Here is a 25,201-nt window from a genome sequence, read left to right on the forward strand (position 1 = left end):
GTTTTTCACGATTAATGATTTTTAAATTTATTTACTCATGGAGGGGAATAATGAAATCTAGTAAGATCAGTACATTAGCGGCTTATACTATTCTTTTATTAGTAACAGGGCTGTTATTCGCATGTAAGCCGATTTTCGACAAAAAGCCGCTGCCTGATAAGGAAGGAAGCAAAGAAGTGGCATCGGAACCGGCACCAGCACCAGCACCAGCACCAGCACCAGCAGCAAGTGCGCCCACTCCCATTGAACCAGCTACCAAAATTGAAGAAGTTGAAACTATACAGAGTTTAGAATTTGCTGTTGAGACGCCTGATGCAACCAGCAAAGACGCTCAAGTACAGATGGCTGATGATGGAGATGATGTTGTAAAAATCACACCTGTAATTATGCGTAAAGTACAGCAGGCGCTTGTGAATGCAGGGCTTAATCCTGGTCCTGTGGATGGTGTCAGTGGCGCTAAAACAGTTTCTGCTATTGAGAGCTTCCAAAAGCAGAGTAACATCCCAGTAGGTAAGTTGAATAAAAGAACGTTGCGTGCGCTAAATGTTGATTTTTAATAATAAAAGATAGTCTGTCAGTATTCTAAATACGCCAGGAGCTTACAGTTCTTGGTGTATTTGCTTGTACATAAGAATCTCTTATAAGGACATGATGTATCCGATTTGTCGGATGGTTATAGGTATTAAGGTGATTTAAAAAAATTTGCTATAGAAGAAGGCATGTTCTATAGTTGAGTGCACAAATAAGAATCGGTTTCAGAGTTTATTCAGGTAATTATGGAAATGTACAAAGGTTGGCAGTCTTGGATATTGTTTATTGTGAACTTTTATTTTCTTGGTATTTGAATTTATTTGGATTTTTATTTATCTATCTATATGAGCTTTTAGTTGGTTTCAACATCACAGGTTCTATTTATATAATTCTTGGTAGTGTAGGTCATTACTTGCTTTTGAAGTACTTTTGGAGGTTTTCTCATGGGAGTTCCTTTACGTCAACAGATCGCAGTTGGCAGTTATCTAATCAAACAAAAACTAAAGGGAGTAAAAAAATATCCCTTAGTGCTCATGCTGGAGCCTTTGTTTCGCTGTAATCTCGCATGTGCGGGGTGTGGAAAAATTGCACATCCGGAAGACGTTCTTGATCAACGCCTTTCTTATGAAGAGTGTATGCAGGCAGTCGATGAGTGCGGTGCTCCGATGGTATCAATTCCGGGCGGTGAGCCACTGCTGCATAAAGAGATGCCGCAGATTGTTGCGGGCATCATTCAGCGCAAAAAATATGTTTACCTGTGTACCAACGCATTATTGTTAAAGAAAAGGATTGATGATTATACCCCATCACCGTATTTAACGTTCTCAATCCATTTGGATGGCATGAAAGAGCGTCATGATGCATCGGTTTGTCAGGATGGTGTTTTTGATCGTGCGGTTGAAGCGATAAAGCTGGCTCTGGATAAAGGTTTTAGAGTTACTGTGAATTGTACGTTGTTTCAAGGCGAAACACCGAAGGATGTTGCCGAGTTTCTGGATTATGCGATGGAGTTGGGTGTTGAGGCAGCAACGATTGCTCCTGGGTTTAGCTATGAAAAGGCACCTCAGCAAGATGTTTTTATCAAAAGCCAAGATACAAAAGTATTGTTTCGTGGCATTTTTGAATTAGGTAAGCGACTAAAGCGAAAATGGAGGTTGAACCACTCAGCGCTTTATTTGGATTATCTGGCGGGAAACCAGGATTATGAATGTACACCATGGGGTAATCCGACACGCAATGTGTTTGGCTGGCAAAAGCCTTGCTACCTGTTATCGGATGAGGGTTATGCAAAAACCTTCAAAGAACTTCTTGATGATACGCCGTGGGAAAAGTATGGTACGGCAAATAATCCGAAATGTGCGCAATGTATGGCGCATTGTGGATATGAAGCAACTGCAGTTGAAGATACACTCCAACATCCATGGAAAGCACTGATTGCATCGCTAAAAGGACCGAGAACGACAGGCCCGATGGTGGCTGAGCCTACTCCCAAATGGGCAGTGGGAGAAAACAAAACGCCGAAGAAACTATCTGATATACCGGTAACACTGGTTAACAAATAAGCAGATACAGAGTATCGGTACTGGTTGATAGCATTTGCTGCAAGTAGAATGATGATGGAATTCGTATTATATCTGTCTATTTTCGGTGTCTTATGTTGGTGGTCATTAATACTGCTTCCGTGGCGCCCTTGGAGTACCCGTGAAAAGGTAGAAGTTGGAATTTCTGAAAATTCTGATACCTTGCTAAGTGATATTACAATACTGATTCCCGCGCGCAATGAAGGCCCCTATATTCAACATACACTGAATGGTGTGAAAGCGCAGGGGGAAGGCGCGTGCATCATCGTAATAGATGACCAGTCTGATGATAATACGGCGCAGCAGGCTAAGCAGTGTGGTGTGCAGGTCATATCCGGTAGCGCACCCCCTGCGGGATGGAGTGGAAAGCTATGGGCGCTTGAGCAAGGACTCAAGGCAGTTAGGACGCCTTATACACTGTTACTGGATGCTGATATTGAGTTAGCACCTGGGATTGTTTCTGAGTTGCGGCGAAAAGCGCAGAATGAAAATATCGCGTTTATTTCATTGATGGCTGAACCTTCCATGAAGAATTTCATAGAGCGCTTACTCATGCCGGCGTTTATTTTTTTCTTCAAGTTGCTATATCCTTTTGGACCAGCAAATAGGCCAACTTCACGAGTTGCCGCAGCTGCGGGGGGATGTATTTTGGTGGAAACACAAGCATTGCGCACAGTGGGTGCTTTTGCCAATTTGCATGATGCATTGATCGATGATTGCACGTTAGCGGCACATACCAAGCGCGCAGGTTATCACACTTGGATAGGATTAAGTCATGCGGCACATAGCCACCGCAGCTACCACGCATTAAAGCCTATCTGGGAAATGGTGGCCCGTACGGCTTATACGCAGTTAAGGTATTCGTTCATTTTACTTGCTCTCTGTACATTGATCATGATATCGATGTTCTGGGCGGCACCGTTGGCCTTTTTGCTACAATCTGTGCAAGAAGAAATTTATATGGTGAGTTTACTGGCATGGGTGGCGATGTTGATTACCTATATGCCAACTTTAATTTATTATCAACGTTCTCCACTTTGGGGATTCGCATTGCCTATCATCGGTACACTGTACCTTGCTATGACTTGGACATCCGCACTACGATACTGGCGTGGAGAGCGTGCTTGTTGGAAAGATCGTCGATATGAAAGTAAAATTAACAATTAAATTAATGGCGTGGTGCCTAATAGGGATGTGGCTGTTGTCAGCTAGTTCTACGGTATTCAGCGAATCCGATTCAGTATCTGAGAATCCGGAACAGGTGATACAAAACTTACAGTCTGCCTTACTTCAGGTAATGCGTGAAAGTGAGCAACTGGGTTATGAAGGGCGATTTAAATTCTTGGAGCCTGTCATTGAGCAATCGCATGACCTTGAGTTGATCATTAAAACGATACTGGGCGCAACTTACTGGTCGCAATTGGATAAAGACCAAAAAAACCTGGTTATTGATACATTTCGCCAATTGAGTATCGCTACCTACGCGGGGCGATTCAATCAATATGAAGGAGAGCAGTTCGAAGTGATTGAGCAACGGACTTTACCGCACGAACAAACACTGGTGCGAAGCCAATTAACTAAATCGGATGGCGGTACAGTAAATTTTGACTATGTTCTACAGCAAACCGAGGGACGCTGGCGTATTGTCAATATCTTATTTGATGGCGTGAGCGATCTCGCCATCAAACGCGGAGAGTATCGCGCAATTATGCAGCGAGATGGTTTCCAGGCGTTGATTGAATTGCTGAAAGAAAAGATTAGCCTGGCCCGGCAGAATTGACAGCAGGATGACTGCATCTTCTCCTAAAGGATTTCTTTGAGCGTAATCAGCGCACATAGCCGTAGCTATCGGATTTTTGCACGGTGGGCCGAATTTTGCTATCAGAATGCCATTGGAGTCATTCTGTTCGTATTGGTATTGACTGTATTGAGTACAGTGTATACGGTCAATAATCTTGGAGTGCACACCGACACGACAGACATGCTCTCTGAGGATGTTCCTTTTCGTGCGAATCATATCCGCTATAAACAATCATTTTCCCAATACGAAGACACATTATTGCTGGTATTGGATGCGCCCACGCCGGAGCAGGCGCATGCCGCAGCAAAACGTATCGCTACCTATCTGCAACAAAATAACACTCAGTTTCCGAATACTTATTATTTGAGTGGAGATCCTTTCTTTGAACAGAATGGTCTCTTTTTCAAGAGCATACCGGAATTAGGTCGTATTACCGATCACTTGGCAACGGCACAGCCCTTGGTTGCGCGTATCGCGGAAAATCCTACGCTATATACTTTCTCTTCAATACTCACTGAAGCCATTGATGAATTAAGGGCTGGCCGCACGTTAGAGCTGGAACCGGTAATGAATGGTGTCAGTGCAACGATAGATGCGCAATTAGCTGGTAAATCCCGTGCATTATCATGGCAGGTACTATTGAGCGGTGAAGCGCAAAAAGCAAGCTACCAGGAATTCATTGTAGTCAAACCGGAGCTTGATTATTCCCAAATATTTGCTGCTGAAGAACCGATCAAGTTAATTCGTGCAGCCGCTCAAGATATGGGTTTGACCGCCGATGCCGCGGAGAAATTGCGTATAACCGGTGAAGTAGCGCTGGCTCACGACGAACTGAATAGTGCGATGCATGGTGCGCAGGATGCCGGGTTATTGGCGCTAGTCATGGTGGCCGGTGTGTTGTTCATTGCGTTGCGATCTGCCGGAGCGATGTTAACAGTAATACTGAGTCTGATTCTTGGCTTGTTGTTGACAGCAGCATTTGCCACTGTTGCTGTGGGATATTTGAATCTGATTTCCATCGCGTTTGCTGTGTTATATATCGGTCTCGGAGTTGATTATGCCATTCATTTTTTGCTGCGGCATGAAGAACTAAGGAAACATAGTCAATCCGTTGCGGAGGCTTTGTATAAAACTGGTGGAGATATGGGGCAATCATTGTTGATCTGTGCGATCACGACCGCAATCGGTTTTTATGCATTCATGCCGACGACTTACAGAGGTGTTGCAGAACTGGGGTTGATATCGGGTACAGGAATGATGATCAGCTTTTTGATTACAATGACACTGATTCCTGCCTTGCAAAGATTTCTTCCAATGCGCATCGGAAGTTCACCCACTTCCATTACATCAATTAACCGCATTTTGGATCTGCCCAGACACTTTCGTAAATCGGTATATGCGCTCACAACAATTGCTATTCTGGTTTCTGCCGTGACATTACCGCATATCAGATTTGATTATAATTTGCTGAATATGAATAACCCGCACGCGGAGTCGGTGCTGACTTTTCAGGAATTGTTAAAGAATACGGAAGATTCACCTTGGCATATCGATATACTCGTTGATCAATTTCAGGAGACGGAATCCGTAGTGCAACGCCTTAAGGCTTTGCCGGAAGTTGATAAAGTGATCAGTATTCTTGATCTGGTGCCACAGGAACAAGCAGAAAAGAGTCTTTTGATTGAGGAAATGGCGCTCACACTTGGGCCGATTTCTTTTTCCCCGGCAGCATTTCAGCAGGCGAATCGCCATACGGTTGCGCAGCAACGCATGGCACTGGAAAAATTGAATCATGCATTAACCCAGTTTATAGCCGAGCAACCAGATCATTCCGCAATAGCTTCTGCTCGCATATTGCGTTCTTCACTGTCTGATTTGCTGGCACGGTTGGATAAAGATGCACTAGACAATGTTCAGGCAGAGGAGCGATTATTAAGCACTCTCAGCAAAGATCTGATCGGTCTGCTGCCTGAGTCTATCGAGCGTCTGCAACGAGCACTCGAGGCAAAGCCCTTTACGCAAGAAACATTGCCGACGACGATCAGTACGCACTGGCATAGTCACGATGATGCTTATCGCATCGCGGTTTATCCATCGGAAAATATTGATGACAATGATGCGCTACGTAGATTTGTGCATGCGGTTCAGAGTGTAGTACCCAGTGCAACCGGTGCGCCGGTTATTAGTCTGGAAGCCGGTGAAGCGGTGGTGGATGCGTTTATACATGCTTTCTCATTGGCGCTGCTGGGTGTCATCCTGGCGTTATGGATAATGCTCAGAAGTATCACTGCTACTGCGCTGGTACTAATACCGCTTTTATTGGCGACTTTGTTCACTGGCGCTTGCACCGTTTTGCTTGGCCTGCCGTTCAATTTTGCCAATATTATCGCCTTACCATTATTACTGGGTATTGGCATCGACAGCAGCTTGCATATGGTGCACAGGAGTCGTAATACCGGCGCGGTGTACGAGAATTTATTGCATACCAGTACAGCGCGCGCAATTTACTATAGTGCATTAACAACGCTGGTGGGGTTTGGCAGTCTGGTATTTTCCACACACCAAGGTACCGCCGGTATGGGATTGCTGTTGACAGTCGGATTATTTCTAACGCTGGTTTGCGTGTTGATTATTTTGCCGGTGTTATTACAGTCGAGCAGTAAAAAGAAAGCGAATGTCGCTTAATACAAGTCGTTGAAGAGCTTCTGCATTGCCGCTACGGTATTAAAGACAGGTTCAAATACTTATTGATCACGCATGAGCTGCGTTTTGTCGCCTGTTCTTGCCCGATAATCGCTACCTCGAAAACGTTTTGATTCTTTATTCCGATTGTTGTGTGACAACAGTGCGCGTTAAAGCTGCGGCAAAGAAACCATCAGTTTGATGCAATTTAGGGGATAGTTGCAAAAACTCACCGGTATCCAGTGGTATTTTCTGTTGTGACAATAATTCTGTGCAGTTTAACAAGGTAAATTGAGGGTGTGCAACCAGAAAATCATGAATAATGGTTTGGTTTTCTTCTGGCAGAAAACTGCACGTTGCATACACCAGTCGGCCGCCTGGCTTGAGCAAGCCGGCTGCTGCTGCAAGAATAGCGGCTTGTTTTGTTTTGAGTTCTTCGATGCTTTGCGGGGATTGACGCCATTTTAAATCCGGATTGCGCCGCAATGTTCCAAGTCCGCTACAAGGGGCATCTACTAGTACTCGATCTATTTTTCCGGCCAATCGTTTGATCTTAATATCATTTTCGTTTGCGATGCGTTGCGCATGTAGATTCGATAGGCCTGAACGCTTAAAGCGCGGTTTCAGATTGCTCAATCGTTTTTCAGAAATATCAAACGCATAAAGACGTCCTTTGGAATTCATCAAAGCACCCAGCAGCAGTGATTTTCCGCCTGCGCCGGCGCAGAAATCGACAACCATTTCACCCCGCTTTGGGGCCAACAGGTATCCAAGTATTTGACTGCCTTCGTCTTGTACCTCTATTTTTCCAGACAAGAAGAGTGTATGACGGTTGATTGCAGGCTTGCCGGTAAGGCGAATACCGCATGGAGAATAAGGTGTTTCCTGTGCTTCGATGCCTTCCTGTTTGAGCGTATCAAGTACTTCGGAACGTTTGGCGAGGATTGTGTTCACCCGGAGATCAAGGGGTGCGGATTTTTGTAACGATAATCCTAGATCAAGAATATCTGTATCCGGCATAAACTGCTGTAATTTCCCTACCAGCCATTCAGGAAATTCTGCCTGAACGGGAAGTGGTAATGCATCGATATGAATCGCTTTAATTTCCGATAACCATTTGGTTTCCGTTTCACTGATCAGCGCAGCTAATTCCCGTAAATTCATGCCGTGAAATTTAACCAGATACGCTAAAACCAGTGCGCGCGGTGTTACGAGTTTGGTTAGGTTTTCGAGAAAAAAACGGTGGCGTAATATGCCAAAGACTGTCTCAGCAATAAATGCGCGGTCTTGTGCGCCGAGCATAGGATTTTCACGGAAGAAATTCCGCAAAATTGCATCGGCGGGATATTCCAAAGGAAGTATCGTGCGTAACGCAACTACCGCTGCGTCCAGCTGAAAAGGGGTTAATTGCATGGGTTTCCTGATGTGTGTTTGATCCGCTGATGCATCGGATTAATGACGGCCGGCTTTGTAGCTAATATTAATTCCGGTAACTATTTTATCGATTTCCCGGCCATTTTCTTCTACCGAAACGATGCGAACAGGCAACATGTGATTGCTCGGCGCAAGCCATAGTTTCCTTTTAAGTTTGGAGTTTTTATCTTCCTGACGGGTCAGTACGATTGCTTCTATTTCTCCAATCGGAGTACTGAGTATTTCTTTGGTTACTTTGTAGCGCGACAATTGCAGACTATGCCCATTGGTAACATATCGCTCTATATAATGCTTAGATAGCGAAGTAAACATGAAATTGTACGATAAGCTCAGGCGATCCAAAGTACCTTCCGGCAATTTTTCCTGTACCTGATGTCCTTTATGACTCAACGTGATGATGTGATTACTCCAGTCAAACACAGCTATGCTGGGTTCTTTTTTTCCGCGTTTCTCATAGGCGCGAGAAGGCCGTAATCCCTGTTTGGAGATAGTTCCTTCGCTATGACGCACAATGCTATTGGGTTCTATGATTTTGAAAACGCCAGTAGCTTGCGCTTCGCTATTAATAGTATAGCTATGCCCGCCATGCGCATGCGTGATTTCCATCACTTCAGTGATTTCCCCTTGGCCAATATCCGTTGTCACGGCGTAGCTGATTTCAATGCGTGACGGTATATCTGCCGCAGATACTGAAAAACTGAATATGCATAGTAGAAAAATCGGTGAGAAAAATTTCATTCAGGTAATTCCGGTGAATAAAGCGCTGTTTCATTGACACGGGAATCCATCACTTCAACGTGATTTTCGCCCAATTTGATCCGGTCTTCCATAAACCAGCGTACAGCCTGAGGATAGATGCGGTGTTCCTGTTGCAACACACGGGTCGCCAATATTTCTTCAGTATCGCCAGATAGTACAGGGATGGCAGCCTGTATCACAATAGGGCCATGATCCAGTTGTGGCGTGACAAAATGAACAGTGCAGCCATGAATTTTGATACCTTCCTGTAGCGCACGTGCATGTGTTCTTAAACCAGGAAATGCGGGTAATAATGATGGATGAATATTCATTAATCGGCCTTGAAAACGGTGCACAAAGCGATCGCTGAGTATGCGCATGAAGCCGGCCAGTGCAATCAGTTTCGGCTGGCAGGCATCGATTCTTTCTGCCAAAGTAGCATCGAATGATTCGCGATCCGGAAAAGTGCGATGATCCAAGATAATGGTTTCAATACCATATTTTTTAGCAATTGCTAAGCCTTCTGCATTGGGGTTGCTACTGATGACCGTGATGCGATCCATTTCAAACTCGGCCTCCAGCAGCGCTTGCATATTACTACCACGACCCGATATCAGAATAACCAATGATTTCATGATGTTGTCGTATAAATAATCACTTACACTAAAATAGTGGGCGGCTGATTGGGTATGCGCTGTTTGATTTCACCAACTTGCCAGACAGTTTCACCCGAAGTACGCAAACTGTGCATGGCGTTTTCGGCATGATCTCGCGCAATAACGATCACCATGCCAATGCCGCAATTAAATACGCGCGCCATTTCATAATCCGCGACATTGCCCTGTTGCTGCAACCAGTGAAATAGCGGCGGCATTTCCCATGTGTTTTTATGCAAAACTGCCATGACTTGATCCGGCAGGATACGCGGCACATTCTCGACCAATCCACCGCCGGTAATGTGCGCTAAACCCTTAATAGGCAATCGTTTAAGCAACTCAAGCACGGGTTTGACATAAATGCGCGTCGGCGCCATGATGGTGTCGGCAAGCGTCTTGCCGTCAAGATCGCTGGACAAATCAACGCGGTTATTTTCAATAATCTTGCGAATCAGCGAATATCCATTGGAATGTGCGCCACTGGACGCAAGACCCAGCACAATATCGCCTTCCTGTATTGTGGCCCCATTGATGATTCGGTTTTTTTCGACAACACCGACAGCAAATCCGGCCAGATCGTACTCATCGTGCGGATACATGCCGGGCATTTCGGCCGTTTCGCCGCCAATCAACGCACAACCTGCCAGTTCGCACCCTTTGGCAATACCGCTGATCACTGCAGTAGCTGTTTCCACATTAAGTTTGCCACAAGCGAAATAATCCAGGAAAAATAAAGGCTCTGCGCCTTGCACCAGAATATCGTTGACACTCATTGCGACCAGATCGATGCCAATGCTGTCATGCTGATTGAGCTGAAAAGCCAATTTAAGTTTGGTGCCCACGCCATCGGTACCGGAGACCAAGACAGGGTTCTGGTATTGTTTGGAAATTTCAAATAATGCGCCAAAGCCGCCGATTCCATTGAGCACTTCGGGACGTAAAGTGCGCTTGGCAAATGGTTTGATATTTTCAACCAAGCGATCCCCTGCATCGATGTCTACGCCGGCATCGCGATAGGAAAGCTGTGTTGTATCAGGATGATCAGAATGAGATGAAGTCAAATTGAGTTCTCGCGTGATTACAGGCAGCGTTGTTTAAAGATGGTGATTTTACCGCAAATGGATGATGCGCATGCTGTGGATGCGTAAAATCATCTGAATTTCCATTTTAACACCCTCTGGTTGGAGCTAGCATGGGATAGGTAACGGGTTGGCAATGCAATTCTGAGTGGGCGATGCTTGATGGTGAGTCGAACGCGTTAGTTTTTCTGAATTTAGGTTGTAATCATATGAAATAAAGTGGTTTTTTGTGATTCTGTTTGACATGATGAGATGGCAGTGATATACAGAAAATGCAAGAGGGCTGTCTGGTTTGAAATGGATATTCTCTTGATCTTGTGGTGCTAATTAATCTTTAGAGGAATATGATCATGAAAGTAATCAATTCTGCATTAATGCTGTTGGGACTTTTGGGTTTATTCTGTGGACAAGCTTATGCGACAAACGATAGGGTAGGTGGTTCTGGAACCACGGTTAATGTTACGATCAGCGATGAGGTATTGTGGACTACCTTGCGTTCCGTAACCCATACCGTCACCGGCGCTGGTTTTAATGACTGCATGATCGTAGCCAGTGCCGATGTACAACATCCTGGCGTTGGGGCGGCAGTTCCTGTCGGCGTAGAGCAGACATACCATTTTACGATTACAAGGAATGTAACGACGTCGGCGAAAAATACCAGTTGCAGCCGCCAGCTCGGATTTGTCCAAAATAGCGGTGTGAATGATATCAATAGTTCTCCGGTTGCTACCAATTGCAGTTTTACCGGACTGACTACAACAAATGGCATTGGTGGAGGACCGACACATACTTTCCATTTGCTGGGTATAAAGGATGTTGCCGCTACAGTTGATACGCCAGCTTTAGATAGCCGTATTGATTTTGTGTGTGTTGATAGAGACTAATTGTTAAGAAAGGTTGCAATCTTAATCCGTGCCGGTAAATTTTATCTGTCGGTATGATCATTTCAGCAATTTGCCGGGATGGATCTAATATTCACTGATCTTGATTTGGTAACACTCTGAGGAAAGATTCCAATTTTATCAACGAAGCTTCCTTGGTGCCTGCCTCAACAGATTACTGTGAAAAGAAGCTGTATTCAATAACAGCTTTTCGGTTCAGTTCAACGGTTCTTCGCCGGTGTGCGCATTGAATTTACCTTTCATTTGCGTCAGAATCCCGCTCAAGTATTATGTAATTGTAAATAGTGTCATCATTACGCGTTTCCAGCGGCAATAAAAAGCCGTTGAGTGGTATGATCAACGCTATTTTGTTGGCAATGATACCGTCGTTACGCGGTATTCGTTTTTTTCTCTTTTCAGGAACCCGTAGATTCCAGCTTCCAGTTTTGCTGGTGGTTTTTCAAATGCAGAGGTCGTTCATGTCTTTCAGTATCGCTAACTTGTTATCACAACATCGCACGGATAAATTTGACTTGCACGAGCGCTATCTGAATGCTCAGATGGTCAGGGTTTTGAAAACAATCGGTTATGATCGGAATTATGAGCGCGCTATCGGGCAATATTTGTATGATGAACACGGTAACGAATATCTTGATCTGCTGAGCGGCTTCGGTGTTTATGCGTTTGGCCGCAATCATCCGACCATCGTCAATGCATTAAAAGAGGTGCTGTCACTCGAGATGCCCGATTTGGTGCAGATGGATGTATCGGTTTTGAGCGGTTTGCTGGCGAAGGAGATTCTGCTCACGACACCGGACAATCTGGAGAGGGTTTTCTTTTGTAATTCGGGCACGGAAGCGGTTGAAGCGGCGATAAAGTTTGCGCGTTACGTGACCAAACGCAATCGGATTGTTTGCTGCGATCATGCTTACCATGGTTTGACGATGGGGGCTTTATCGTTAAATGGCGAGCAGATTTTTAAGGATGGTTTTGGCCCGTTGTTACAGGATTGTGGTTCGGTGCCATTTAATGATCTTGCAGCATTGGAAAGAGCTTTGAGCAACCGCGATGTAGCGGCTTTTATTGTCGAGCCGATTCAGGGCAAGGGCGTCAACATTCCGGATGATAACTATTTGCCTGAGATCGAGAAATTATGCAAAAAATATGGCACCTTGTTTGTCGCAGATGAAATTCAAACCGGCCTTGGGCGCACCGGTAAATTCTGGGCGATTGAACACTGGGGTGTAAAGCCGGACATGATTTGCATGGCTAAGGCGCTTTCCGGCGGTTTTGTTCCGGTCGGCGCGGTGGCCATGACGCAGCAGATTATGGACAAGGTGTTTAACCGCATGGACCGTGCGGTCGTGCATGGTTCCACTTTTTCCAAGAATAATATGGCGATGGCTGCTGGTCTGGCCAGCCTGGAAGTGATCAAAGCAGAGAATCTGGTTGAGAACAGCGCGAAAATAGGTGCTGAAATAATTAGCAAAATAAATGCACTAACCGATCAATTTGAATTCCTGAAAGAAGTGCGCGGTAAAGGTTCAATGATTGCGGTGGAGTTCAAATCACCCAGCAGTCTGTCGCTCAAGGCCGCATGGATGATGCTGGAAGCGGCCAACAAAGGATTGTTCTGTCAGATGATTACCATTCCATTATTCAAAGAACACAGAATCCTGACGCAAGTGGCAGGGCATGGCATGAATGTAGTCAAACTATTGCCGCCGTTGATACTGACGCAAAAAGATCTGGATCACATCATCAGTGCATTTACCAAAACCATTGCGGATACCCATCAAGTACCTGGTTCTATTTGGGAGCTCGGCAAAAATCTTGCCAGTCATGCGTTAAAAACGAAGGCTGGCTAAGCATACGATATGAGCACTGAACGCGCTGACGATATGCATTATCTCTGGTGGTTAATACTGGTTTGCGTCACCGGCGGATTGATTTATCTGCTCAGTCCGATCCTGACGCCCTTTTTACTGGCAGCAGTGATTGCTTATATCTGCAATCCGATGGTGGCGCATATGGCCGATAAAAGAATACCACGGACAGCGGGTGCGGTATTGGTGATGTTTTTGTTGCTTGGGGTGTTTGCGGCTTTGGTCCTGATCATGGTGCCGCTATTTGAGGAAGAAGCGCGGCGCTTGCTGAACAAGATGCCGGTTTACCTGGATCTGTTAAAGAATCATGTGGTTCCCTGGCTGGAAACAAGATTCAACATCAGTTTGCAGCCGGATATGAATGTGTTGAAGCAGGCCATATCAGAACACTGGAAGAGTGCCGGCGGCTTTGCTGCGAAAGCGTTGCCTTCCTTAACCAGCGGCGGAATGGCAGTGGTTGAGTTTGTGGTCAATTTGCTGTTGGTGCCTGTTGTATTGTTTTATCTGCTGCGCGATTGGAATAAGCTGATCAAGTTGATCGATGAGATGATTCCGCGCTATTGGCACCATCAGGTTTCGCTATTAGCGCATGAGACGGACCGGATTCTGGCGGAATTTTTGCGCGGGCAATTATCCGTCATCGTGCTGATGAGCATGTGCTATATCACAGGCCTCTGGCTGGTGGGGCTGGAATTTGCGTTACCCATCGGATTAGTGGCTGGGATTCTGGTGTTTGTACCGTATCTCGGCATGATTGTCGGCCTGACGCTGGCAACGTTTGCCGCAGTGATGCAGTTTCAGGGGTGGGGCGGAGTGATTCCCGTGTGGATTGTGTTTGGTGCTGGTCAATTGCTCGAGGGCATGCTGATTACACCGTGGCTGGTCGGTGATCGCATTGGATTGCATCCGGTCATGGTCATTTTTGCGTTAATGGCGTTCGGCCAGTTATTTGGCTTCCTGGGTATTTTGTTGGCACTGCCGGTGAGTGCCGTGCTGTTGGTTTGGCTGCGTCATCTGCATCAGCGCTACCTAGAGAGCAATCTCTATAATTCATAGTTATTTGCATGGCTGGACTATGCAGATTGAGCGATTACCATGCAACAGTTGCTGCTAGACATTAAACCTCTGCCATTCCCTACACTGACAAATTTCCTGCCGGGGCGCAATACTGAGTTGTTGCACATGCTGACTACTATCCTGTCAGGGCAGGAAAAAGAACACTTTGTTTACCTGTGGGGTGGTTTGGGATGCGGTAAAAGCCATTTGTTACAGGCAACCGTTGCTGCCTATACCCAAAAAAACCTAAAAGCGGTATATTTCTCCGCCGGGAAACGCTGCGAGTTTTCTGTGGATGGTGAGTTGGATTGCATCGCGATCGACGACATTGATTGTCTGGATGCGTCAGATCAGATTGAGTTATTCAATCTTTATAATCAGTTGCGCGATGATGGTCACACATTTTTGCTGATGAGCGGCGTGTCTGCACCGATGTATCTGGACATGCGGCAAGACTTGGTTACTCGCCTGGGATGGGGGCTGGTTTATCAAGTGCTTGAGTTAACTGAAGAAGAGAAAATACAAGCGATGAAAAGTCATGCCGCTGCTTGCGGTTTTGATTTGACACAGGAAATTTGTCTATATCTGTTACGTCATGGCCGGCGCGATTTGCCGTCGTTGATGATGACACTGGATGCACTGGATCGATATTCTCTGGTGCATCAGCGTCAGATTACCATCCCTTTATTACGAGAATTATTACAGGTGGCTTCATGAATTTAGCATTATTTGATCTGGATAACACACTGATTGCCGGTGATAGTGACTTCCAGTGGGCGCAATTTTTGATTGAAAAGAAAGCATTGGATCGTGAATTGCACGAGACCAAAAATATCGAGTTTTACGAGCAATACAAAGCGGGAACACTGGATATTCATGAATTCTTGGATTTTCAGTTAAAGCCGTTGGCGCGTCATTCGCGCGCTCAGTTGGAGGCGTGGCGCAGTGAATTTATGTGCAAAAAGATTATGCCACTGATTGCGCCGGGTACGCGTCGGTTGATCGAGCAGCATATGTTGGATGATGATCTGTGCATCATTATTACCGCCACCAACAGTTTCGTCACCGCACCGATCGCGCAAGCACTCGGCATCCATCATTTGATCGCGACTGAGCCGGAAGAAAAAGATGGTGAATTTACCGGCCGGGTATCTGGAACGCCGTCTTTCCGGGAAGGGAAAATTGAACGGCTGGAGGATTGGCTGGATGCGCATAATTTGACCTGGCTTTCCTTCTTGCGCAGCTGGTTTTATAGCGATTCGCTCAATGATTTACCCTTGCTGAGCAAAGTGACGCATCCGGTCGCGGTCGATCCGGATCCGACGCTGAAAAGCCATGCGGAAAGAAATAATTGGCCGATTATCAGTTTGCGTTGATGAGGTGATTGGCAATTGACTGTTCAGGGAAATGCCTTTGTCAGATCGATAAGAAGAGGGTGGTGTGATGTCAAGGTGTGATCCCTGTGACTTATGATCCCTTATATTGTAATGGGCCCGGAATTTTACTCATTTCTCGTGTTCCTTATGCTTATAACACCTGAATTAAGTCGTGCCGCGAAACGACATCGGCTTGAATGAATCGTTAGAGGTCACTCCCCCGGATCAAATGTTTCTTCCGGGTAGAAGTTCAAGATGGTTGCAACCGAGGTTGCCCGTTGATTGTTTGTACTTGCACATCCACGATATAAGCCAGCCGATGCCAAGGTTTTGAGAATTTAATGCCTTGCTCGAACATTTGAGACTTCACCGCGTTGTTGTCGAAGACGACACGGAGAGGTCTTGGGCTGATGCTCTCGATGAGAGCTTTGTTGCCGGTCTGCGAATCATTGTCGAACTTTGCCTGATACCAAGTCATGACTCGCTTGGTATGGATGGAGTCGCTTGGCTCCTCAAGAAGTCCGAGTTCTCGTTTGATCCGGTTTTGCGCGGCATTCGCCTCTGCTGAGTTGACGAAGAACTGATTAATCACTGTGCCGCCGTCTGCGACCGTGAAGTTAAGTTGTGAGCCTTGGTCTTTTGCCACAGGCTCCAGAATGCTGTGCCATTGCTTCAGGTCGTTCTTAGTCAAGTTCCTTGGTGGTTGTGCGAGTTTTCCACTTAACCAATGAATCGTGTCTTTGGCGTAGTTGGCCCACTCTAATAAGGCGCCGCCCTGCCAGAAGAGCGGAATAAGCGGCAGAGCTTGCGCCACTAGTTCAAAGACGATTGAGCCAGAGCGAACTTCCTTGACCAGGAGTTCACTAGCAACTGGAACATCTGCGCGGAGTTCAGTCTCTATGAATTTCTCAAACTGATGCCCTACGGAAAGCAGCGAAAGCGTTAAGTCGGTCAGCGCAACAGGACGAGTGTTGTTGATCGTGATCTCAAGACGATCATTGGACTCAACATGGATCGCGGATATCGCCATAGTGACCTCTAACTAAAATTAGCCAGATAGCTAAAAAAGCAGAATATCTTCATAAAACTATTTATTTCCATAAGATATCATTAAATATCAATCCATTAAACTGGATAATCTTTTTATCGCCACCTAAAATTTCACAGATATACTTTACTCAGTTTTTTCCGTGTCCTCTGCGATAACAAAAATTCCAAGTCAATTTATATAGAACTCAACCTCATATAGTAAATGCTGAATAACCCGCATTTGTCATTTCGAATGTCATGAGGAATCTTTGTTAGTACGGGATCGCGTCTTGACATAACTGATCTATAAAAGATGTGTTTCGTGGTCATCGTCGAATTATTCAACGCTTTCCTAATCTTCCCGCCGTAACTGCGGAAACAAAATCACGTCGCGGATGCTGGGGCTGTCGGTCAATAGCATGATCAGCCGGTCAATGCCGATGCCTTCACCGGCGGTGGGGGGCAAGCCGTATTCCAGCGCGCGGATATAATCGGCGTCGTAATGCATGGCTTCGGCATCGCCAGCCTCTTTGGCTTGGGCTTGCTCCTGAAAGCGCGCTGCCTGGTCTTCCGCATCATTGAGTTCCGAAAAACCATTGGCGATTTCACGTCCGGCGATATATAGCTCGAAGCGGTCGGTGATGTCGGGGTTGTTGTCGTTGCGCCGCGCTAGCGGGGAGACTTCTGCCGGATAATCGACAATGAATGTGGGTTCAAACAGCAGATGCTCGGTGGTTTCGTCAAACAGCGACAGTTGCAGGCCGCCGATACCATCGTGCGGGTTATAGTGAATATTGAGGGTTTGCAATTGTTTGATCAGGAAATTACGGTCCTGCAATTGCGCATCAGAATATTGCGGGTGGAATTTTTGTATCGCCTGCGTGATGGTCAGGCGCATGAACGGTTTGGCCAGATCAAGGGCCTTGCCCTGGTAGGTGATCTGTGTGGTGCCGAGCACCTTTTCCGCTACTTCCGCCAGCATTTTTTCCGTGAAATCCATCAGATAGGTAAAATCCTGGTACGCTTCATAGAATTCCACCATGGTGAATTCCGGATTGTGCCGCGTGGAAATCCCTTCATTGCGGAAATTGCGGTTAATCTCAAAAACTTTCTCCATGCCGCCGACCACCAAGCGTTTCAGATAAAGCTCAGGCGCGATGCGCAAATACAGCGCCATGTCCAATGCGTTGTGATGTGTGACGAACGGCCGTGCTGAAGCGCCACCGGGGATCGGATGCATCATCGGGGTCTCCACTTCCAGATAATCCCGTGCGACAAAGAATTCACGGATCGCCTGAATGACTTTTGAGCGTACCGTGAACACCTTGCGCGCTTCTTCATTGGTAATCAGATCGAGGTAGCGCTGGCGGTATTTCTGTTCCTGATCGGTCAAACCATGAAATTTTTCCGGTAGCGGGCGCAGAGACTTTGTCAGTAGTTGCAGGTCAGTAACGCGAATCGAGAGTTCGCCGGTTTTGGTTTTAAATAGCACACCCTGCGCGCCGAGGATATCGCCCAAATCATGATGCTTGAATGCAGCATGCACCGCTGCGCCGGTGTGATCATCCGAAATATATAGTTGGATACGTCCGCTCATGTCCTGAATCGTGGCAAAACTGGCTTTACCCATGACACGCTTCAGCACCATACGCCCCGCCACTTTTGCAGAAACTGGATGCTCCTCCAGTTGTTCTTTCGAGAATTCATCGTATTGTTGATGGAGTTCTGACGCTAGATGTTCGCGCCGGAAGGTATTTGGAAACGCATTGCCTGCTTGCCGTATTTCAGCCAGCTTGGCGCGGCGTTCGGCAATGATTTGGTTTTCATCCTGAGGCGTAGTGGGTTGATTTTCCTGGGTCATATTAGGTTTTTTGTTAAAAATTTTAATTTTGATTCTCAATGAATAGCGTAATTATACGCTGCATCCATGGAACTGCAGTAATGAGTCAACGACCTGTTAACAAAAATCGATTGTTTGGCTCATGCTGATGAAATCACTATTTGGTGGGTCCTGCAAAATTCACAACCCATTGACGCGTCGTCAGTTGTGGCGCGATAGCTTGATCACGAAAGTCCGTTACGTTGTTGAACGAACCTTCGGCGGTCAGGCACGTTGGTTCAATGCCAAGACGCTGCGTTACCGCGGCGCATGCCTGACATATGCTATATGATGGCTATGGCGTATAACTTGAAAAGACTGCCCAGACTCTTACGAACGCCCGATAATCACCCAAACTTAGCGTTAGTGCGCAAGCTCATCCGGGAATGGCCGTTTAGAGTGATTATTCACAGTTCATTGGTAGAAAAAGGGGCTAAAAGATTTTCGATCACTTCATAGGCAGGTCTGATTTTAGGCTTGCGCGGACTTTGATCGGCATAGCAGTCTTGTCTGACCGCGTAATATTGTGCATTTGTATTTGCCGATTGATTTGCTCTAATAACCATCCCACGCATCTGCTGCCGTTAACTGCATTCTGAAGCGGACAGTACCGAGTGGTCTGGTAAAATCGTCTTCCAGCGTCAATCCCAGAAATTGCATCGCGTGTAGATTCGAATTTGCCATGCCTTTACACTGACTCATCGCTTAAATCACCCCGTCAGCAGCATCTTGAACAGCAATAGCCCCGAATACGCCGGACGGACTGCAGCATCCGAGATCGCTTCCTATCGAATTTTCAGTCTATCAATTCATCGATTTACTTCAGGAAATTCTCTTTACGGGTGCGGCGGGTTACATCATATTCCGAGAAACTCATGTCAATCACTTTAACGATATTGTTTTAGAACATAATTATATCACCCGATCCAAGTACCCTAGGATCGTTGCCGTGCAAAGACCTCCAGCTATTCTCAAAGGCTCTCTGCAACAACGCGATTGCGACCACTATTCTTTGCAACATAAAGACTAAGTAAAGGTTTAGATAAAAATAGGCAGAACGCTCATTTACTTATCAGGCTGATAATTTTACATTGAGGATAGGGCGTATGTATGGCGGCCTGAGGTAGGCAGAACAGAGATGAAGCGATAGAAATTTTTATGTATTTGATGTGGCTGGAGCATAAGGATGTTTCTCACATACATCAGTTATCAGTTCCAAGCCATTGTTGCATTTTTAGGGAGTGGAGCTTAGTGGCGGGAGGTCAACGCAGATGGAAATAGTATTGAGTAATTATAAATTTTTGTAGGTTACTAATTTATATAACAGAGTGGAGAGGAACAGATCATGAAGTTGACTAAATTAAAAGAATTTTCTGTGATAAGCAGAAAACTTGGTTTTGCTGCCATTCTTGTGGTTGCAATGATGGGTTTGACTATGCAATCCGCGAAGTCGGCGCTGACGGGCAAAGGTTTATTACATCCGGTTAATCATTTTCCGACATGGTTTTCCGATGTCAATGGAGTTACTTTGCAGTTGTGTTTGGATGGTGATGGCCTTACCGGTTTATGTTCTTTTGACCCTGTGATACCGGGCAATCCCACCTCACTAGCGACCGGCTTTGGTGCAGAAGCGTTCTGGTGGTTGGCGAATGCCACGTTAGATGTGGCTGGAGGCGGGCGTGCTATTTTAGTATTGGCTTTGGAAGCAGCTTATGGCCAAGGAGATCCTGCACCGAATGATCAGTTTGCCTTTGGACGTGTGCGTCTCCGCGTCGACATACCTGCGGATGGTGAATATAAAATTTGGCATCCTGCGCTAAATGAAACCAATGGTTGCCAACCGGAAGTCTATACCGCAACGGCCGGCATCAAAGCCATTAATGTGACGCGTGATACGGGCGGCGGTGTGCCGTTCGATACCATGTTGACCGGTGAGGTTGGTCCTTTCTTGACGTGGGATCCAGCCATTTCCCCGCTTGCACCGGCTGGTTATGTGGGTGATCCGAATGTCAATCACGAAGTGGTCGGCGGCCACTGCGGTATTAATTACTTCCGTATCGAAGCTCCGGTTGGCGTGGATTTAGACGGTAACGGTAATAATTTTGTGCAAACTAATTTATTCTCGATAGCAGGAAAAATTCATGACGAGAATAGCTCCCCGCCAGGAATTGAATCTGTACGTACAAGTTACTCCCGTACTACTGCGGCAGGCTTTGTTACGACGTCTCGTATCAATTCATGGGTGAAAGCACCGCCGCATGCAACCGTTGTGCTTAGCGATGTGCCTCAGGCCAATCAAAATGGTTCAATGACATTCGATGGCGATAGCATATTCTTCAAACGCGCGACGTTAAGTGCGGCCAATAGCAACCCTATGCCTGCTCAATTAACGGTTACCGCCACAAACGCCAACGGCATGAGTACCGTGCAAGTTGTCAATGTCGTCGATCAAGTGGAGATTGATTCAGTAGGTTGGACGAAGCCATTGGCAAGGTTAAAGGTCGTGGCTTTCTCGAGCGACAAGATACATCCAGCGGCGGGTATTATTCCTGAACTTACGCTGCATGTAGGGGCAAATTCTTATCCAATGCCACAAGTTGGCGCGCCTGGACGGTATGAAGTGTTATTGCCTGGGTTGTTTCCAGTGCCACCAGCTCGGGTCACTGTAACGTCTTCAAGAGGTGGCGTCGATACGCAAGGTTTGGCAGATTAATTAACGTAAAGGCAATCCCCCGGCATGCCGGGGGATTTGCGCTGCGAGCAGATTAGCTTGAACTGTACAAAATATAAGGTGTGTGTGGCTGCAGCTATTACCGTGTAGCGGTAGAGGAATTTCACGGCCGAGTGTTTCTGGGCTGTTTTGTGTCGACGATTGGATTAGACGGAAATTGCCGTGTCGGAGAGCTTAGAAGTGAGCTGCATGGCTTTTGTGTATCTTTTATGGCGCTCACTAGTTTAGTCCATTAGCTTTTCCAGTATTGTCTGATTTTAGTATTATTAATCATAATATTAATGGAGTAAATATGTCTATTGCAATCGATTTGAATAGTGTAGGTATCGGCTACACAGAAAACCAGAATAATCTGATACTTTTTGATTCGGCTACCATCTTCTCAGATGGAAACAGTCTGGTAGATACCGTAAAAATTACCCTTAATAATGCATTTGCTGCAGAGCTGCTTGCGGTTTCCTCTTTACCAACGGGTTATACGTCCTCCTATGATGCAGATACCGGTGTACTGACCATTAGCAATGGCATTGGCGATATATCAGACCTCATCTGGGGATCGGTACTCAGATCAATATATTACAGTAACACGTCAGATAATCCTCTGGGAACTCGGTTAATCACGGTTGTCGCTTCGGATACAAGTGACCCGGAATTATCCGATAGCCTTGCAGTCGATTACACAATCGACGTAACAGCAGTCAACGATGCGCCGGTAATTGCAGGAGATCTCGCCGCCACAGTTGCAGAGGGAGGTAATTATCTACTGACGACGGATGATCTGGGGGAAGCGGACCCCGACGATGACGGTGTTGGACTGACTTATACGGTGACATCACTAGCGCATGGTACGGTTAATCTTGATGGTTCTGCCATTACGTCTTTTACGGCCAAGGATGTGATTGACGGTAAAGTAAGTTTTGCTCACGATGGTTCTGAAACAGCCAGTGCCGGTTTTAGCTTCTCGCTGGAAGATGGTGGTGAGGATGGTGTTCTACCTGTTTCCGATACATTCAGCTTTACGGTGACACCCGTTAACGACAATCCGACCGGTACAGTCACGATCGACGGCACGGCGCAGGAAAATGCAATCCTGACGGCGGATACCAGCACCATTGACGATAATGACGGGTTGGGGACATTCAGCTATCAATGGTTGCGAGATAACACCGCGATCGATGGCGCTATCGGTGCCACATATACGTTGGGGAATGACGATGTTGGCAAGAAGATCAGCGTGGAAGTCAGTTACACCGACGGTCATGGCACGCCAGAAAGCCTAACCAGCACGCAAACCGGATTTGTCACCAACGTTAACGATAATCCAACCGGCGCAGTCATGATCGACGGCACAGCGCAGGAAAATGCAATCCTGACGGCGGATACCAGCACCATTGACGATAATGACGGGTTGGGGACATTCAGCTATCAATGGTTGCGAGATAACACCGCGATCGACGGCGCTATCGGTGCCACATATACGTTGGGGAATGACGATGTTGGCAAGAAGATCAGCGTGGAAGTCAGTTACACCGACGGTCATGGCACGCCAGAAAGCCTAACCAGCACGCAAACCGGATTTGTCACCAACGTTAACGATAATCCAACCGGCGCAGTCACGATAGACGGCACGGCGCAGGAAAATGCAATCCTGACGGCGGATACCAGCACCATTGGCGATAATGATGGGCTGGGGACATTCAGCTATCAATGGTTGCGTGATAACACCGCGATTGATGGCGCTATCGGTGCCACATATACGTTGGGAAATATCGACGTCGGCAAGAAGATCAGCGTGGAAGTCAGTTACACCGATGGCCATGGCAGTGCGGAGAGTTTAACCAGCGCACAAACAGCATTGGTTAGTGGTACTAATCAAGCGCCGGTGCTCTTGGCTTCCTTGGTTGATCAAGCGATACAGTACGATACGGCTGACTGGAGTTACGATGCCGGCGCATCTTTTAGTGACTCCGATTCTTTGAGTTACAGTGCCAAGCTGAATGGCAATGATTTGCCAGGGTGGATTCAAATTAATCCAATAACCGGTGCCATTACAGGAGCACCTGATTTTGGTGAGCGAGGCACTTATACATTGGAAGTAACGGCGACAGACACACACGGGCTTTTTGCCGATGACACTTTGACGGTCGCAGTGACTGCATTTGATGCGGGCCGCTTGCTGGTCAGCACAAGTGCAAATAATGTGCTTGCCGGTACATCATCCAACGATACCGTGACGTATGCCTATGCGGCTGCTCCAGTCGCAGTTTCACTGGCAACCACTGCTGCGCAAAATACCGGTGGCGCGGGGTCAGATACGCTGACTAACATCGATAATCTGATCGGTAGTAATTTCAATGATAATTTAACAGGTAATGCGCAGAATAACGTGCTGGATGGCGGCAGCGGTACGGATACTTTAGTGGGCGGAGCGGGTGATGACAGTTATGTTGTTGATCTTGCTGGTGATATCGTTACCGAGAAACTCAGTGCGGGTATCGATACAGTCATTAGTAGTGTGACTTACACGATAAAAGCCAATGTTGAGAATCTCACCCTGATAGGCGTATTGAACATCAATGGCACAGGTAATGCGCTGGCTAACACCCTCATTGGGAACTCGGCAAGCAATACATTGAATGGTAGTACCGGCGCGGATACTTTGATGGGTCGATTGGGTAATGACAATTATACGGTTGATAATGTCAATGACATTGTCACTGAGAATGTTGATGAAGGTACGGATAAGGTCAACAGCAGTGCTACTTACACGCTATCAGACAATGTTGAGAATCTTTCCTTAACCGGAACGGCAGCCATTAATGGCACGGGCAATAATTTGGCTAATATCTTGTTAGGCAATTCAGCGGCGAATCGATTGGATGGCGGTGCCGGTGCAGATGCACTCAAGGGTGGTGCAGGTGATGATACATATATTGTTGATAATGCGGGTGATATTGTTGGTGAGATACTCAATGCAGGTAGTGATACTGTTAACAGTAGCGTGACTTATACACTACCCAATAATGTTGAAAGTCTGGTACTGTCGGGTGCGTCGGCCATTAATGGCACGGGGAATACCTTGGCCAACACGATCACTGGAAATGCAGGAGCCAATATACTGAATGGCGGCATCGGTGCGGACACATTGATTGGCGGTGGGGGTGATGATGGCTATATTGTTGATAATGTAGGTGATATCGTTATTGAGAGTCTCAATCAAGGGATCGATAGAGTCAATAGCGCGGTGACTTATATACTACCGGATAATATTGAGAATCTTACGTTGACAGGTACTGCAGCGATTGATGCAATAGGCAATGGCGCAGCGAATACCCTGACCGGAAATGGTGCCCCGAATCAGTTGACTGGAGGGGTTGGTAACGATATTCTCAATGGCGCAGCAGGCGATAATACGTTAACCGGTGGCAGCGGTAGGGATTATTTTCAATTCAAAACAGCGGACCATCTTACAGCAGGCCGTATTGATACGGTTACTGACTATAGTGTAGTGGACGACACTATCAAATTGGAAAATGACATATTTACGGTATTTGCATCTATAGTGATGCCCGACAGAATACCTGTCGACCAGTTTGTGATTGGTACGCAAGCGCTGGATGCGAACGACTATATCATATACAACAGTGGAACCGGTGCGTTGCTATATGATGCGGATGGCGTAGGCGGTAATGATGCAGTGCAATTTGCTACGCTCAGTACCGGCCTGGCGATGACCAATTGGGATGTTCATGTAATCTAGATCAGGGGGGGCCGCCTGGAAATTGTGGATCAAACAATTTTCGGGCGGTTTTATTTTATGCTGGGAATCTGTCGGACTTAACAGGCACCTAGGAATTTCTCT

The 25,201-nt window shown here is 46.4% G+C and carries 19 protein-coding genes; 12 read left to right on the forward strand and 7 right to left on the reverse strand.

Translation table 11 applies throughout. The features are described 5' to 3' along the window. Positions 1-50 precede the first annotated feature (50 nt). From C8R34_RS01740 to C8R34_RS01760, 5 genes are all read left to right on the forward strand, one after another. A complete protein-coding gene (locus tag C8R34_RS01740; RefSeq protein ID WP_110337232.1) occupies positions 51-557 on the forward strand; it encodes a peptidoglycan-binding protein in 507 nt (168 codons plus the stop codon). A gap of 417 nt (positions 558-974) precedes the next feature. Further along, on the forward strand, positions 975-2,093 hold the full coding sequence (gene hpnH, locus C8R34_RS01745; protein ID WP_110337234.1) for an adenosyl-hopene transferase HpnH: 1,119 nt from the start codon (positions 975-977) through the stop codon (positions 2,091-2,093). Between the two features lie 48 nt (positions 2,094-2,141). Next, the gene (locus C8R34_RS01750) at positions 2,142-3,278 is read left to right on the forward strand and encodes a glycosyltransferase (protein ID WP_258364308.1); all 1,137 of its coding nucleotides are present in this window, start codon (positions 2,142-2,144) and stop codon (positions 3,276-3,278) included. Then, positions 3,256-3,891 carry an ABC transporter substrate-binding protein gene (locus tag C8R34_RS01755; RefSeq protein ID WP_258364309.1) on the forward strand — a complete coding sequence of 212 codons (636 nt, stop codon included), beginning with the start codon at positions 3,256-3,258 and terminating at the stop codon, positions 3,889-3,891. Before C8R34_RS01750 ends, C8R34_RS01755 begins: the two co-directional genes overlap by 23 nt. Positions 3,892-3,927: 36 nt before the next feature. Continuing rightward, the gene (locus C8R34_RS01760; protein WP_258364310.1) at positions 3,928-6,597 is read left to right on the forward strand and encodes an MMPL family transporter; all 2,670 of its coding nucleotides are present in this window, start codon (positions 3,928-3,930) and stop codon (positions 6,595-6,597) included. 135 nt (positions 6,598-6,732) lie between these two features. On the opposite strand, the gene C8R34_RS01765 is transcribed toward C8R34_RS01760, so the two are convergent. Genes C8R34_RS01765 through purM form a run of 4 tightly spaced genes read right to left on the reverse strand, consistent with a single transcriptional unit; the run spans position 6,733 to position 10,483 of the window. Beyond that, positions 6,733-8,007 (reverse strand): RsmB/NOP family class I SAM-dependent RNA methyltransferase, encoded by a 1,275-nt coding sequence (locus tag C8R34_RS01765; RefSeq protein ID WP_110337238.1) that lies wholly within the window; start codon positions 8,005-8,007, stop codon positions 6,733-6,735. 39 nt (positions 8,008-8,046) lie between these two features. Continuing rightward, on the reverse strand, positions 8,047-8,766 hold the full coding sequence (locus C8R34_RS01770) for a DUF3108 domain-containing protein (protein WP_110337240.1): 720 nt from the start codon (positions 8,764-8,766) through the stop codon (positions 8,047-8,049). Continuing rightward, on the reverse strand, positions 8,763-9,401 hold the full coding sequence (purN, locus tag C8R34_RS01775; protein WP_110337242.1) for a phosphoribosylglycinamide formyltransferase: 639 nt from the start codon (positions 9,399-9,401) through the stop codon (positions 8,763-8,765). Before purN ends, C8R34_RS01770 begins: the two co-directional genes overlap by 4 nt. A gap of 23 nt (positions 9,402-9,424) precedes the next feature. Then, positions 9,425-10,483, reverse strand: a complete 1,059-nt coding sequence (purM, locus tag C8R34_RS01780; RefSeq protein WP_110337244.1) for a phosphoribosylformylglycinamidine cyclo-ligase — start codon at positions 10,481-10,483, stop codon at positions 9,425-9,427. Positions 10,484-10,851: 368 nt separating this feature from the next. Between purM and C8R34_RS01785 the strand changes: the two genes are divergently transcribed. From C8R34_RS01785 to C8R34_RS01805, 5 genes are all read left to right on the forward strand, one after another. Then, positions 10,852-11,385, forward strand: a complete 534-nt coding sequence (locus C8R34_RS01785) for a hypothetical protein (RefSeq protein WP_110337246.1) — start codon at positions 10,852-10,854, stop codon at positions 11,383-11,385. A 302-nt stretch (positions 11,386-11,687) separates the two neighbouring features. Then, a complete protein-coding gene (locus C8R34_RS01790) occupies positions 11,688-13,250 on the forward strand; it encodes an aspartate aminotransferase family protein (protein WP_309146170.1) in 1,563 nt (520 codons plus the stop codon). A gap of 9 nt (positions 13,251-13,259) precedes the next feature. Further along, positions 13,260-14,324 carry an AI-2E family transporter gene (locus C8R34_RS01795; RefSeq protein WP_110337247.1) on the forward strand — a complete coding sequence of 355 codons (1,065 nt, stop codon included), beginning with the start codon at positions 13,260-13,262 and terminating at the stop codon, positions 14,322-14,324. A gap of 39 nt (positions 14,325-14,363) precedes the next feature. Next, complete coding sequence (gene hda / locus C8R34_RS01800; protein WP_110337249.1) at positions 14,364-15,041, forward strand: DnaA regulatory inactivator Hda; 678 nt, start codon at positions 14,364-14,366, stop codon at positions 15,039-15,041. Beyond that, entirely contained in the window at positions 15,038-15,700 is a 663-nt protein-coding gene (locus C8R34_RS01805; protein WP_110337251.1) for an HAD family phosphatase, read from the forward strand. The genes hda and C8R34_RS01805 overlap by 4 nt, the downstream gene beginning before the upstream one ends. Before the next feature lie 250 nt (positions 15,701-15,950). Here the strand turns inward: C8R34_RS01805 and C8R34_RS01810 are convergent, their stop codons facing one another. From C8R34_RS01810 to C8R34_RS16805, 3 genes are all read right to left on the reverse strand, one after another. Further along, positions 15,951-16,730 (reverse strand): hypothetical protein, encoded by a 780-nt coding sequence (locus C8R34_RS01810; RefSeq protein ID WP_207896425.1) that lies wholly within the window; start codon positions 16,728-16,730, stop codon positions 15,951-15,953. A 351-nt stretch (positions 16,731-17,081) separates the two neighbouring features. Further along, positions 17,082-18,590 (reverse strand): lysine--tRNA ligase, encoded by a 1,509-nt coding sequence (lysS, locus tag C8R34_RS01815; RefSeq protein WP_110337253.1) that lies wholly within the window; start codon positions 18,588-18,590, stop codon positions 17,082-17,084. Positions 18,591-19,163: 573 nt separating this feature from the next. Further along, positions 19,164-19,292 carry a hypothetical protein gene (locus tag C8R34_RS16805; protein WP_258364311.1) on the reverse strand — a complete coding sequence of 43 codons (129 nt, stop codon included), beginning with the start codon at positions 19,290-19,292 and terminating at the stop codon, positions 19,164-19,166. Positions 19,293-19,953: 661 nt separating this feature from the next. On the opposite strand from C8R34_RS16805, the gene C8R34_RS01825 reads away from it, so the two are divergent. Together C8R34_RS01825 and C8R34_RS01830 are read left to right on the forward strand one after the other, a co-directional pair. Next, positions 19,954-21,321, forward strand: a complete 1,368-nt coding sequence (locus tag C8R34_RS01825; protein WP_110337257.1) for a hypothetical protein — start codon at positions 19,954-19,956, stop codon at positions 21,319-21,321. Between the two features lie 310 nt (positions 21,322-21,631). Next, positions 21,632-25,099, forward strand: a complete 3,468-nt coding sequence (locus C8R34_RS01830; protein WP_110337259.1) for a cadherin-like domain-containing protein — start codon at positions 21,632-21,634, stop codon at positions 25,097-25,099. The last annotated feature ends 102 nt before the right edge of the window (positions 25,100-25,201 follow it).

It is taken from the genome of Nitrosomonas sp. Nm84, assembly GCF_003201565.1.
Lineage (GTDB): Bacteria > Pseudomonadota > Gammaproteobacteria > Burkholderiales > Nitrosomonadaceae > Nitrosomonas.

Coding starts and splice junctions, on each gene's coding strand:
- C8R34_RS01830 (WP_110337259.1), top strand. CDS start 21,632: ATGTCTATTGCAATCGATTTGAATAGTGTAGGTATCGGCTACACAGAA.
- C8R34_RS01765 (WP_110337238.1), bottom strand. CDS start 8,007: ATGCAATTAACCCCTTTTCAGCTGGACGCAGCGGTAGTTGCGTTACGC.
- C8R34_RS01755 (WP_258364309.1), top strand. CDS start 3,256: ATGAAAGTAAAATTAACAATTAAATTAATGGCGTGGTGCCTAATAGGG.
- hpnH (WP_110337234.1), top strand. CDS start 975: ATGGGAGTTCCTTTACGTCAACAGATCGCAGTTGGCAGTTATCTAATC.
- C8R34_RS01795 (WP_110337247.1), top strand. CDS start 13,260: ATGAGCACTGAACGCGCTGACGATATGCATTATCTCTGGTGGTTAATA.
- lysS (WP_110337253.1), bottom strand. CDS start 18,590: ATGACCCAGGAAAATCAACCCACTACGCCTCAGGATGAAAACCAAATC.
- purN (WP_110337242.1), bottom strand. CDS start 9,401: ATGAAATCATTGGTTATTCTGATATCGGGTCGTGGTAGTAATATGCAA.
- C8R34_RS01805 (WP_110337251.1), top strand. CDS start 15,038: ATGAATTTAGCATTATTTGATCTGGATAACACACTGATTGCCGGTGAT.
- C8R34_RS01740 (WP_110337232.1), top strand. CDS start 51: ATGAAATCTAGTAAGATCAGTACATTAGCGGCTTATACTATTCTTTTA.
- C8R34_RS01750 (WP_258364308.1), top strand. CDS start 2,142: ATGATGATGGAATTCGTATTATATCTGTCTATTTTCGGTGTCTTATGT.
- C8R34_RS16805 (WP_258364311.1), bottom strand. CDS start 19,292: ATGGCAAATTCGAATCTACACGCGATGCAATTTCTGGGATTGACGCTG.
- hda (WP_110337249.1), top strand. CDS start 14,364: ATGCAACAGTTGCTGCTAGACATTAAACCTCTGCCATTCCCTACACTG.
- C8R34_RS01825 (WP_110337257.1), top strand. CDS start 19,954: ATGAAGTTGACTAAATTAAAAGAATTTTCTGTGATAAGCAGAAAACTT.
- C8R34_RS01810 (WP_207896425.1), bottom strand. CDS start 16,730: ATGGCGATATCCGCGATCCATGTTGAGTCCAATGATCGTCTTGAGATC.
- C8R34_RS01785 (WP_110337246.1), top strand. CDS start 10,852: ATGAAAGTAATCAATTCTGCATTAATGCTGTTGGGACTTTTGGGTTTA.
- C8R34_RS01770 (WP_110337240.1), bottom strand. CDS start 8,766: ATGAAATTTTTCTCACCGATTTTTCTACTATGCATATTCAGTTTTTCA.